At 44.1% G+C, this 12,173-nt stretch carries 11 protein-coding genes; 6 read left to right on the forward strand and 5 right to left on the reverse strand.

Going from position 1 to position 12,173, the window contains the following annotated elements; translation table 11 throughout:
* Positions 1-425: transposase (locus tag IM507_RS19475; protein WP_287637561.1), on the forward strand; the 425-nt coding region annotated here is incomplete at its 5' end.
* 34 nt (positions 426-459) lie between these two features.
* Here the strand turns inward: IM507_RS19475 and IM507_RS19480 are convergent.
* Positions 460-885 (reverse strand): PIN domain-containing protein, encoded by a 426-nt coding sequence (locus IM507_RS19480; RefSeq protein WP_002755345.1) that lies wholly within the window; start codon positions 883-885, stop codon positions 460-462.
* Positions 872-1,072, reverse strand: coding sequence for a hypothetical protein (locus IM507_RS19485; protein WP_123230400.1), 201 nt, complete (start codon positions 1,070-1,072; stop codon positions 872-874). The genes IM507_RS19480 and IM507_RS19485 overlap by 14 nt, the downstream gene beginning before the upstream one ends.
* Positions 1,073-1,616: 544 nt before the next feature.
* On the opposite strand from IM507_RS19485, the gene IM507_RS19490 reads away from it, so the two are divergent.
* From IM507_RS19490 to IM507_RS19500, 3 genes are read left to right on the forward strand one after another with little or no spacing between them, the layout of a single operon-like run.
* Positions 1,617-2,363 (forward strand): pseudouridine synthase, encoded by a 747-nt coding sequence (locus IM507_RS19490; protein ID WP_002737796.1) that lies wholly within the window; start codon positions 1,617-1,619, stop codon positions 2,361-2,363.
* A gap of 26 nt (positions 2,364-2,389) precedes the next feature.
* Positions 2,390-3,151, forward strand: a complete 762-nt coding sequence (locus IM507_RS19495) for a helix-turn-helix domain-containing protein (RefSeq protein ID WP_002737528.1) — start codon at positions 2,390-2,392, stop codon at positions 3,149-3,151.
* 8 nt (positions 3,152-3,159) lie between these two features.
* Positions 3,160-4,011, forward strand: coding sequence for a hypothetical protein (locus tag IM507_RS19500; protein WP_069475174.1), 852 nt, complete (start codon positions 3,160-3,162; stop codon positions 4,009-4,011).
* A gap of 207 nt (positions 4,012-4,218) precedes the next feature.
* Here the strand turns inward: IM507_RS19500 and IM507_RS19505 are convergent, their stop codons facing one another.
* From IM507_RS19505 to IM507_RS19515, 3 genes are all read right to left on the reverse strand, one after another.
* Positions 4,219-5,211 (reverse strand): aldo/keto reductase, encoded by a 993-nt coding sequence (locus IM507_RS19505; protein WP_287637562.1) that lies wholly within the window; start codon positions 5,209-5,211, stop codon positions 4,219-4,221.
* 144 nt (positions 5,212-5,355) lie between these two features.
* Complete coding sequence (locus IM507_RS19510) at positions 5,356-8,421, reverse strand: efflux RND transporter permease subunit (protein WP_287637563.1); 3,066 nt, start codon at positions 8,419-8,421, stop codon at positions 5,356-5,358.
* A gap of 223 nt (positions 8,422-8,644) precedes the next feature.
* Positions 8,645-10,105 carry an efflux RND transporter periplasmic adaptor subunit gene (locus IM507_RS19515; RefSeq protein WP_287637564.1) on the reverse strand — a complete coding sequence of 487 codons (1,461 nt, stop codon included), beginning with the start codon at positions 10,103-10,105 and terminating at the stop codon, positions 8,645-8,647.
* Between the two features lie 263 nt (positions 10,106-10,368).
* On the opposite strand from IM507_RS19515, the gene IM507_RS19520 reads away from it, so the two are divergent.
* Both IM507_RS19520 and IM507_RS19525 read left to right on the forward strand, forming a co-directional pair.
* Positions 10,369-11,736, forward strand: coding sequence for an SUMF1/EgtB/PvdO family nonheme iron enzyme (locus IM507_RS19520; protein ID WP_287637565.1), 1,368 nt, complete (start codon positions 10,369-10,371; stop codon positions 11,734-11,736).
* 106 nt (positions 11,737-11,842) lie between these two features.
* Positions 11,843-12,173: hypothetical protein (locus tag IM507_RS19525; protein WP_287637566.1), on the forward strand; the 331-nt coding region annotated here is incomplete at its 3' end.

Below are 12,173 nucleotides of genomic sequence, written 5' to 3' on the forward strand. Positions count from 1 at the left end.
AAAAAGAAGCGAAGCTAGAAGTTTTAAAGCGAAGTAAATATAGCTTGTTAAAAAATGAAAAAGATTTAACGGAAACCCAAAAAATTAAACTAGAAGCTATCAAAGAAAAATTGACAAATTTGAAAAAGATGCAGGAATTAAAGGAAGAATTTAGAAAGATTTATGAAACCTCAGAGAATCCGACAGAGGGAATGCTATCCATCTCGGAATGGTTGGCAAAATCCTCCAGTGTTTTTACCAAGAGTTGTCAAACAATCCGAAACTGGTTTGGAGAAATCATTAGTTATTTCGAGCGAAGGACAACGAATGGGGTGGTCGAGGGAATCAACAATAAACTTAAACTAATAAAACGGAGAGGCTATGGCTTTAGAAACTTTCGGAATTTTTGGGTTAGAAGTATGTTATCTTGGCATCTTGTATGTTGATTTAGCATAAAAGGTAACGAAGAGCCTAATTTTATTACTTAAAGGGATTAATAATAGTGAATTTTTTATTAATAATTAAACCATCCTGCATATCTTCTGAATACAAAATATTTGCACCAGAAAATGAAGCGCAAGCAATCACCAAACTATCCCAAAATGATAGATTATATTGAGTTCTCAGATTAGATGCAGATTCAAAAATATCAAGATTAAATGAGATAACTTGATATTTTATATAAAAGGAAACAATTAATTTAAACAGTTGTTTTTCATCAAGCTTATGCTTTTTAAGTAAATTACAAGAAACCTCATTAATTATTTGGGTACTGATAATGATGGACTTTTCTTTAATTAATTGTTTCGCTAATATTCTTTTAGTTTCTTCTTTTTTATCAGTAGAAAAAGCATAAAGCCAAATATTAGAATCAACAAAACAACTATGATTTTTAAGTTCTGTCATAAATTTCTTCTCGTTTCATAAATTCTAAATTATCAACCTCTATAGGATTTTCCAACAGGTATTCAATCATATCAATTTCAGTTTCACTTTTACTGAGTTGATTTTGAGTTTTAAATGCGGCAATAAGTAACTGTATCTGCTGAATTTGTTCAGGTTTAAGTCCAGTTACATTAATATTTTTAATCATGGCTACCCCGGAATGATTTTTACTTTAATTATACTAATTATACCCTCTCACAATAATGCTCTTCCTTTTTTACATCTTTGACCAAAATTATCGGTGTTGATGAAGAGTTATTATAGCCTAGCCTTTCAATTATAACCAAGAGACGCAAACTCCGTCACTTACAGTTTACCGCTTGGATAACCGAGAAATAACCCGTTTAAAGTCATATCCCCCCGTAAGGAAAATTAACCCGACTTTTTTAACAATTGTCGGCAAAATTTTGCTTGCTTTTTTCACGGCTTTTTGAGATGATCTTTTTATAAGACTTTATATATAATAAAGTGTTTGAGTCGAGAAAAAAATGCACAGATTCCCATTATAAGAAAAGTATAACCGAAGCCGCCGCCCAAGTCAAGGGATCACTCCTCTTTTTTTTCAGAAGTTTTCCAAGAAAAAAATCAAAGAGGCAGCCAGAGATATTCGGTTTTTCTTCACTTTTTGGGCAAAAAAAACCCTTTTAGGATGCCTATAATAGAAGAGAGAAAGGGTTAAAAACTAAAAAAAAATGGCGGAGAGAGTCCAGAAAATCCTTGCCCAGTGGGGGATTGCCTCCCGAAGAAGGGCGGAGGAGATGATTGTGGCCAGACGAGTCAGACGGAATGGCAAAATCGTGCAGTTAGGAGAAAAAGCCGACCCAGAAAAAGATCACCTAGAGATAGACGGAAAAAAAATTGAACCGGCCAATCGTCCCAAAAGATTGTATATACTGGTCAACAAACCCATTGGCGTGGTTTCTACCTGTAAGGATCCACAAAACCGGCCGACGGTGATTGACCTTTTGCCCGACTCCCTCGCCAGCGAGACGGGGTTACATCCCGTAGGAAGGTTGGACATCAACACCACTGGGGCTTTACTCCTCACCAACGACGGTCAACTCACCCTCACCCTCACCCATCCCCGTTATCATTTGCCCAAAACCTATCGGGTTTGGCTAGATGGTGCGATTGATACACTTGCTCTCCAGCGTTGGCGAGAAGGTATCCTCTTAGAGGGAAAAAAAACCTTACCCGCACAGGTTGAGATCCTCAAGCAAACCGACCAAAAAACCCTACTAGAAGTTATTTTAGTGGAGGGAAGAAATCGGCAGATTCGCTCTGTAGCTGAAGAATTAGGTTATCACGTCCTGAAACTTCATCGCAGTGCCATCGGTCCTATTCAACTAAACTCTGGTAATAATTCCCCCTTACCCTTGGGTCATTACCGTTTTTTAACCCTTGATGAACTGAAATATTTAAAAAACCAGATTAACTAAGCTGAAAGTCAGCCCCTAATAGCGATATGTTTCGCCTTCTCCAATCACAACTTGATCCCCAGCATAAACAACGAACCAAATTACTGGAAATCGGCGTTTATTTGCAAAAAAATCGCCTAGAACAGTCCCTTTCTCTCGAGGAAATTGCCCAGAAAACCCTAATCCCGCGCCATCGCCTAGAAGCACTGGAAGCGGGGGATTTGGAGGCATTGCCCGAACCGATTTATATTCGTTGGTTAATCAAACAATTTGCCGATAGTCTGTCCCTGGATGGTGAGACGATTAGCCGACGTTTTCCCACCAAGGTCAATAACTTTTTCAGGGGAACAAAACCATCTTTATCGCTGCCGAGTCTTCAAATTCGCCCGATTCATCTCTATTTTCTCTATTTAATCTTAGTTATTGGTTCCGTACAAACCCTATCCCACGTCCTGCAAAAATCGGTACTGCAATCGAATCGCTTACCACCGCCTTCCTTACCACAACAGCAAATTGTCCAACCGAAAAGCAACCCCCTTCAACCAGTAGCCAACAAAACCAGCAATAATCAGCAGCTGGTGGTGGAGGTAAAACTGGAAGATGACTGCTGGATGCGGGTGGTGGTGGATGGCAAGACAGAATTTGAGGGTGTGCTGCCCCAGGGAAGCCATCGCACTTGGCAAGCAAACCGAGAATTAACCGTGAGAGCGGGTAATGCCGGCGGGGTTTACGTTGCGGTTAATAATGCCAATGCTAAACAACTGGGGCAACCGGGCAAAGTTGGGGAAGTCACCTACCGGGCAAATTGAGCTAATTTATGCAGAAGGTCTTTTCACCCCTTGATCGCCTTCAGGGAGGGTTAATCGGGGCATATATTGGGGAATCCTTGCATAATCAACCCCTAATACCAGCCTTTAACTATGAGGCTACACCGAGGACGACCCTGCTTTTGCAAGCTCTGCAATCTCAGGAAGATTTGCCCATTGCGATCGCAGCTAGGCAGCAGTCGGAATCGGCGTTATTATTTGTGCTGTTGCCGGAAATTTTAACCTGGCCTGACCATGGAGAACGTTGGCAAGCTAGATTAAATTTTTGGCTGAAAAAGGGCTTAATTTCCGAGTTAACCCGACAAGAAGCGATAATTTGGGGAGAGGCGGTAGGCATGTTATTACAGGGAAAAAGGCCTTTAAATCAGTTAATGGTGCAATTGCTAACTATTAACCCCAAGAATAAGCTATTAGAGCAGATTCAGTCAGCTTTAGGGCAGAATCATCCCTTAGAGTTCATTTTATCGGCTTGGGTGAAAGATATCTCACCTTTAGGAATTGCGATCGCAGTTTCTCTTTATACTTTTCTGCAAACGAGCGAGGATTTCGCCGTTAGCGTGCGTCGCGCTAATTCTAGTCCCTATCAACGGCAATTAACCACCACTTTAGCGGGAATTTGGGCGGGATTGTACAACGGTATCGAGGGGATTCCCCTAGCTTGGCGGCAAAATTTGCCGAAAGAGCCAGTTAAACAGCAATTAATCGATAAAGCTGGGGAAATCTATCGAATTTCTTTGGGTGTATCTCCTCATCTTGTCCTATCTCCTCATACTGCCGTCGCTTACGGGGGAACAATCCAACCCCGTCCTAGCTTAAAATTGGTCTCTCAAGATAATAATTAGGGTTTGCTGAATAAATCTAGAAACCTTTTTGGATAATATCTTTAGGCTTTTTTGACCTCAAAAATTGCTGGTTTTTTGAGTAATCGGGGGGAAATTGGCTCTCTTATTCTTTGTCTGATCAGTTTAACTTATAAGCGATCAATCTTTGTGTCCTTTGTGTCTTTGTGGTTCTTTCCACACCCCACCAACAAGCTTTTTCAGCAAACCCTACTTAGTTTGAAAGATATTTTGTACCATTTTTTTATCCAAACCCGCGGCAATTTTATCTAATTCTGCTATTTCCCCACTGTCTAAACTCCATCCTAAAGCCCCTAAATTATCCTCAGCTTGTCGAACATTTTTAGCTCCGGGGATGGGAATTGTTCCCTTACAGATACACCAATTTAAGGCAACTTGGCTAATAGTTTTATTTTTAGCTTGGGCGATAACTTCTAGGCAACTCATCAGAGGCGAAATAGCGGGAATTAATTGACCAAAAAGGAAGCGACGTAATCCGGGGGGTAAGTTTTTATTATCTCGATATTTCCCCGTTAATAAACCCAAAGCTAAGGGACTATAGGCAATAATTTTAATACCAAATTGATCACATAGTTCCTTTAATCCTAAGTCAGTGAGAGGATAGGTAGAAAGGAGAGAATACTGTACCTGTAAGCTGGTAATAGGAATGCCGCGACTGGCAAACTTTTGATAGACAGACTTCAATCTTTTCGGTCCAAAATTAGATAAACCAACCCCTTTAACTAACCCCTTTTCCAGACAATCCCCCAATCCGTCTAATAATCTTCCCTCCTGCCATGGCGCATAATTGCCCGTTGACCAGTGCATTTGCACTAAATCCACCGGGCGACCTAATCTGGTTGCCGAAGCTTGACAAGCTTTCACCATGGCATGACGGGTTAAACGCCAAGGATAAGGGGCGAGTTTGGTGGCAATACGGATATTATCGGCGTTATAACCGCTATATTCCCCTGTAAAGCGTCCTAATAGCTTCTCACTCTGTCCGTTGAGTTTGCCTGTCCCGTAGGAGTCTCCCGTATCAAATAGGGTGACACCCCGCTCGACGCAGAGATTAAAAACCGCTTGTAACTGGCTATCCATACTCTCATCGTAACCCCAGAGAAGACGATTTCCCCAGGCCCAAGTACCGCAGCCCATGGGGGGAAGGGATAGAGTTTGATGTGTGACTGTCAAGGGATTCATGGGTTAGTTTCTCTGGGTTTTTTCTCAAGCTTTCAGCAAGATATTTTACTACTAAATCTGGTTATTAAAGACTGATTATTTATTCCCCTTTTTGACTTTTGCATGAGAAGAAAACGGGTTTCTCCGAGAAACCCGTTTTCTGTACTAAATCGACTTAGGTTTTTGTTTAACAAATAATCCCCGCAACCAATAGTAAAAACTATCGATGTAAGTAAAGATTACCGGCACAACCACCAAAGTTAACAGGGTGGAAGTGGTAAAACCACCAATAACAGCAATTGCCATCGGTGCGCGAATTTCCCCATCTGCACCTAAAGCTAAAGCAATCGGTAACATCCCGGCAATTGTGGAAACGGAGGTCATAATAATTGGTCGTAAACGAGAGACTCCCGAATCAATCATCGCCTTAAATTGCGGTTTCCCTGACTCAATGCCACTCAGGGCAAAATCTACTAACAGAATCGCATTTTTAGTGACTAATCCCATCAGCAAAACTATGCCAATTAAAGCGTATAAACCTAACTCTTTTTGGGTAATTAAAAGAGCGATTAAAGTACCACCAATCGATAAAGGAAGGGAAGTTAAAATCGCTAGGGGATAGAGAAAATTGTTATACAATAAGACCAGAATCCCATAGATCGAAATAATTGCTAAACTTAACGCTCCCAAAAAACGAGCGAAGATATCGCGCATAATACGAGCATCACCAAAGGGTTCTTCTGTCACCTCTGGGGGTAGGTTTTTCATGATTGGTAAAGCGCGAATTTGTGTCACCGCACTTCCCAAAGAAACTCCCTCTAAATTAGCTCCAATATTAACCTGACGTTGACGGTTAAAGCGTTGAATTTCCGCAGGTCCACTACCTAAGCTAATTGTCGCCACCGAGTTAAGCGGTACTAACGTCCCATTACTGCTAGGAACGCGCAAATTTTGCAGAGTTTCTATCTCACTGCGTCCATCATTGGCAATTTTCACCCGGATGGGAATTTGTCGGTCAGCAAGGTTAAATTTAGCTAAATTAAACTCATTATCGCCGATTAAAGCTAAAGATGCAGTACGGGCGATCGCTCTGACCGAGACTCCCTGATCAGCAGCCCGGACAGGATCCGGTTGAATAATAATCTCCGGTTTAACTAAACTTACCCCGGAACTGACCTCGACAAAACCGGGTAAAGCTCGCATTTGTCGCTCTAATTTTTGGGCAGTTTGGGTTAAAATATCGCCATTTTCACTTTTTAAAATAATAGCGACATCCTTAGTGCTTCCTGCTCCCCCCTGCGCTCGAAAAGTCACTCTAGCCCCCGGTATCTTCTGGAAATCCCGACGGGTTTGTTCCTCAAATTGCCGTTGAGTTAGCGATCGCTGTTCCTTAGGAACCAAATTAACATATATTAACCCCGTATTTACCCGTCCCGAATCTCCCGGAATAGCCAAAACATTAGCGACGGCGGTATTTTTTTGCAGTAAACTATTCACCTGATTGGCCACGGCAACAGTATCATTCAAAGTCGCACCAGGAGGCAATTCTAGGCTTATGGTACTTAATCCAGTATCCCCAGAACTAAATAACCCTTTTGGAATCAAGGGAACTAACTGTAAACTACCGATAAAAAAGGCCAAAGCCGCCAATAAAGTCAGGATTCGATGACGTAGGGACCAAGTTAACAAACTTTTGTAGGGACGAAAACGGGGGCGCGAGGAGGGATTATTATCACCAGTTTTGAGCTTTTTCGGCTGTAGAATATAGGCACTTAACATCGGGGTGACGGTGACAGCGATCAAACTGGAAAACAAGGTAGAAACCGCCACCGTAACGCCGAAAGGTTGAAAGAATTGGCCCGGCACACCGCCCATAAAAGCAACCGGCAGGAATACCGCTATAATTGCCGCCGCACTGGCTAAAACGGCTAATCCAATCTCTTTTGAGGCATCAAAGGCCGCTTGCAGGGGTTTTTTACCCATAGCTAAATGTTGATCGATGTCCTCTACCATACACACCGCATCATCCACCAGATTACCCAAAGCTAAAGCTAAGGCCAGTAGAGTCATGCCGTTAAGGGTATAATTTAGGGACTGCATCACCCAAAAAGTCGGGAAAATGGACAAAGGCAGGGCCAAACCCGTGATAATCGTGGCGCGCCAATTGCCTAAAAATAGACCCACCGTGATCACCGTCATCATACAACCAATCAGGAGATCGCTAAGAAGGCTTTCGTAACTAGCACGAATTGAGTCAGCACGGGTAAAAATTAATTGAAATTTAATATCTTCGGGCAGTTTTTTCTTTAAATTCTCGATTTCTTGACGCACTGCTGTTTCTACCGTGACCAAGGTGCTGCCAGTCCCCCGTAAAATCGAAAAACCCACCACTGGCTGCCCATCTAAGAGGGCCATTTGTCGAGGATCACTGGAACTATCGCTAACTGTCCCTAAATTGCTTAAGGGGACGCTATCACCGTTAGGTAAAGAGATTTGATAATTTCTTAAATCTTCGATCGTTTCAGCGCTGCCGAGGGTGCGGACAGTTTGTTCACTGCCGGCGATTTCCGATCGCCCTCCGGGTAAATTAATATTAAAACTGCGAATTTGGTCATTAACCGCCGTGGCCGTGATACCGTAGGCGATCAGACGACCGGGATCTAAATCTACACGCACTTCTCGATCGACTCCCCCAACGCGATCGACTCGTGCTACCCCCGGCACTCCCGTTAAAGCGCGGCCAATTTGACGATCAACTAGATCACTTAATTCGGCGATCGATCTTTTCGGGGAGGAGATGGTATAGTTCATCACCGCACCCCCAGCAAATTCTAAACGTTGGACAATTGGATCATTAGTATCTTGGGGTAAATCCTGCCGAATTTGCGCTATGGCATTACGCACATCATTGGTAGCGCGATCGCTGTTAGTGCCAAGGATAAAGTTAACGGTGGTGGTGCTGCTGCCTTCGTTGATGGTAGAAGTAATTTGATCGATATTACCCAAAGCAGCCACCGCATCCTCGACTTTTTTGGTGACTTGGGTTTCCAATTCCTCAGGACCTGCACCCGGTTGATTAACGGTGATAATCACGGCCGGAATGTCAATATTAGGAGAGCGATCGATCCCTAATCCTAGAAAGGCAATGTATCCCATTAAGGCCATAACTAGGGAGATCAGTATCGTCGGAATGGGATTTTTGATAGACCAATTAGAAATATTAAAAGCCATAATTTCAGTTATCAGTTATCAGTTATCAGTTATCAGTGGGTAAGTTATCAGTTATCAGATGTGAGTTTTCAGTTACCGGTTATCAGTTATCAGATTTGAGTTTTAAGTTTTAAGTTTTGAGTGAGCAGTATGTATTAAGTGAGCCTGATCAAATGGCAGTTTGCTACTGTCTTTTCACCGATCACTGATTACTGATTACTGTTTACTGATCACTGATTACTGATTACTGATCGCTGATTGCTGTAATTTTGTCGCCATCACCGAGATAGGCTGCCCCTTTGACCACAATGCGATCGCCCGCTTGTAAACCGGTGAGAATTTCCACGCGGTTATTGGGCATAATTTGACCTAATTGCACAGTTTTGGCGGTAACGGTGTTATCAGGTTCCACTAAATAAACTAGAGCTTGATTATCTTTTTGAGGTAAAACTGCGGTCATGGGGACGGTTAAACTATTGCTAGTATTCGTCACGATCGCACCTCGTAAAAACATCCCCGGTTTTAACCCTGTATTGTCGGTTAAATCGACTTTAACCGTTGCCTGACGGGATGCCTCATCGACGATGGGATTAATTTCGCGCACCTGTCCCGATAATTTTAAACTGCTATTAGCATCGGAAGTGATAGTAACGGGCGCTCCGACGCGGATTAAGGGCAATTGATTCTCAGGAACCCGCAATCTTAGCTCTAAACGCCCATTTTCGATGATTTTAAAGAGAGCATTTTGACCGTTGGTGGTGTCCCCGATGCGGCCATTTCTTTCGGCAATTTTGCCACTAACTGGAGAAATCAGGCGCGTCTCGTTTAATTGGGCGTTAACAATGGCTAAACGGCTTTGAGCTTCCGCTAATTGGGCTGTAGCTTGGGCGATCACCTCGGGACGATTGCCGGCTTGCAATTGTGCCAGTTGCTGCTCTGCTTCTCCTAAACGGGATTGGGTCTGTTGTACGATCGCCGCTTTGTTTCTTTCTTCGTTGAGGACTTCATCGAGACGATCCCGGGCGATCGCTCCTTCCGCTTCTAAACTTTGGTTTCTCTGGACCCGTTTTTTAGCCAAATCCCAATCCGATCGAGCTTGACTAATTTCGGCTTTTATGCGTTGAATAGTTTGTTTAGCTCCAGCGATCTCCTCTTTACGGCTCCCCGCTTGCAATTCTGCCAAACGCGCTCGGGATTGGGCGACATTTGCCTGTGCTTGGGTTAATTGCGCTTGTAGGACGGTATCATCGAGACGAGCCAAAATTTGACCCTGGCTAACGATATCACCCTCATCGACAAAGATTTCTTTGATTTGTAGTCCCGTCGCTTGGGAAAGAATCGGGATTAATTCATCGGCTGCCACGCTTCCAGTCGCTTTCAGGGTGCGGGCCACGGGAGTGGATTCTACCCTAGTGGTGGTTACTGTTTGTGCTGGTGCCTCATTTTTTGCCGCTACGGGCTGAGTATTGGGGTTTTGGGCTGTTTGGGGTCGATTAGCGAAACGAGTCGCCCCCAGGGTCAATAAAACCCCCAATCCCACACCGATAAATAAACCCTTTCCTCCCGATAGCCAAGAGTTGGTTTTTGTCGGTTTTGGCGAGTATTCGGGTTTCTCTGGCTCAATTTCGGGTTTAAATGCGATAACTTCGGGAACTAGCGAATTATCGGCTGAATGCTGGTTATTTTCTAGGGTATCTGGCCGCACGGTCTGCCCTCTCGGTAGATTTTGGATAAAATGTTAAGTTTTGTATCCATTTATAATCTAACGGAAAAAGGTCACGGGTGGGGAAAGTGAGAAAGTGGACTTGCTGTAAAAATCCCAAATTGTCCTGGTTGGTGAGGAATCAGTAGTTAGGAGACTCCGAGACAGGAGAATTAAGAATGAGTAATAATCAATTAAATGGTTTATTTAGAGATTTTCTGCCAGTTAATCTGGCTCTCCCCTACTTGTGGTCATAAGAAAAAGTTATGAAAAAGTCAGAGATCCAAATTTTCTTGGCCCATGCCAGTGAGGACAAACCAGCAGTTTTGGCACTGTATGACCGCCTCAAGCAAGCGGGATATAAACCTTGGTTGGATAAAAAAGACCTGATTCCGGGTCAAATTTGGCGAGATGAAATTCCGAAAGCGATTAAAGCTAGTCAGATTTTTCTGGCCTGTCTGTCAGGGAAATCGGCTAATAAACAGGGATACATCCAACGGGAGTTGAGGATTGCACTTGATACCTTCGGAGAGATGCTACCGGGGACAATTTTTTTTATCCCCATGAGGTTAGAAGAATGCGAAATTCCTGATCTGCGACTTGCAGAAGTTGGCTTGAATCTGCGAGATATTCACCGGCTTGATTATTGGGAAGAAGACGGATTTGAACAACTAGAAAGAGCAATTGGCTATCAGTTCAAGCTTGAACCAGAAGAGCCAAAACAACCGGTAATCGTTCCAGAAGAGCCAAAACAACCGTTATCAGTATTTAACTTTGAGGTGGTGCGAGTAAATGCGAAGGGTGAGCAAATCAAAAAAGAGTCGAAACAGTCCCAATATTTCAGGGAAGATTTGGGCAACGGCATCACCTTAGAAATGGTCGCCATTCCGGAGGGAACTTTCCTGATGGGAACAGAAGACGAGGAAATCGAAAAACTGGTTAAAAAATTTAATTGGGAAGGATTTAGAAAGGAAAGACCACAACATCGAGTAACCGTTTCTTCTTTCTACATGGGACGTTATCCCATCACCCAGGCCCAGTGGAAAGCGATCGCCGCAACCGCTAAAATAGATATCGACCTGGAGACAAACCCTTCTAGCTTCAAAGGGGATGAGCTACCCGTAGAAAGCGTCAACTGGTATCAAGCAACGGAATTTTGTAAACGACTATCAAGGGAAACAAAACGGGAGTATCGACTACCGAGTGAAGCGGAATGGGAGTACGCTTGTCGTGCTGGAACCACCACCCCATTTTACTTTGGGGAAACCATTACCGGGGAATTGGCCAACTACCGTGCCAGCGAAACCTACGCCGAGGAAGCGAAGGGAGAACATCGAGGAGAAACGACTCCCGTGGGACAGTTTCCCCCCAATGCCTTCGGACTCTACGATATGCACGGCAATGTCTGGGAATGGTGCGCCGATACTTGGCACGATAATTATGACGGTGCGCCGACGGATGGCAGTGCTTGGATAGAAAATGGGAATGATAATCGTTCTCTTCTGCGGGGCGGTTCTTGGCACAACCCCCCTCTGTTCTCCCATTCCGTTTACCGCAGCGGCAAAGTTAGGCGCGACGAAATCGGCAGCACCATCGGTTTTCGGGTGGTGTGCGGTGCTGGGAGGACTCTGTAACCCTTTTCCCCTTTTTTTCCCTTTTTACCCTTATTCCCTATTTTTTCTTTTTTCTTTTCTTTCCCGCCCTTAGGCGGGTCGATTTTGTAGGGGCGAACTGTGGTCAGTGAGTTTATCGAACTGCGTTCGTCCGCCGGCAATAATCGGGTTAATCACGGGATTGGGGTTTTTTGGGGTTTTTTGGTGGGGGTTGGGCGCACGCAGTGCGCCCCTACGGGTTTTGGGGGGGTTGGGTTTTTTGGGGTTTTTTGGTGGGGGTTGGGCGCACGCGGTGCGCCCCTACGCGTTTTGGGGGGGTTGGGTTTTTTGGGGTTTTTTGGTGGGGGTTGGGCGCACGCGGTGCGCCCCTACGGGTTTTGGGGGATTTGGTTTTTTTGGGGTTTTTTGGTGGGGGTTGGGCGCACGCGGTGCGCCCCTACGGGTTTTGGGGGGGTTGG

It is taken from the genome of Microcystis sp. M20BS1, from assembly GCF_020245305.1.
Lineage (GTDB): Bacteria > Cyanobacteriota > Cyanobacteriia > Cyanobacteriales > Microcystaceae > Microcystis > Microcystis ichthyoblabe_A.

Coding starts and splice junctions, on each gene's coding strand:
- IM507_RS19480 (WP_002755345.1), bottom strand. CDS start 885: ATGACAGAACTTAAAAATCATAGTTGTTTTGTTGATTCTAATATTTGG.
- IM507_RS19485 (WP_123230400.1), bottom strand. CDS start 1,072: ATGATTAAAAATATTAATGTAACTGGACTTAAACCTGAACAAATTCAG.
- IM507_RS19490 (WP_002737796.1), top strand. CDS start 1,617: ATGGCGGAGAGAGTCCAGAAAATCCTTGCCCAGTGGGGGATTGCCTCC.
- IM507_RS19495 (WP_002737528.1), top strand. CDS start 2,390: ATGTTTCGCCTTCTCCAATCACAACTTGATCCCCAGCATAAACAACGA.
- IM507_RS19500 (WP_069475174.1), top strand. CDS start 3,160: ATGCAGAAGGTCTTTTCACCCCTTGATCGCCTTCAGGGAGGGTTAATC.
- IM507_RS19505 (WP_287637562.1), bottom strand. CDS start 5,211: ATGAATCCCTTGACAGTCACACATCAAACTCTATCCCTTCCCCCCATG.
- IM507_RS19510 (WP_287637563.1), bottom strand. CDS start 8,421: ATGGCTTTTAATATTTCTAATTGGTCTATCAAAAATCCCATTCCGACG.
- IM507_RS19520 (WP_287637565.1), top strand. CDS start 10,369: ATGAAAAAGTCAGAGATCCAAATTTTCTTGGCCCATGCCAGTGAGGAC.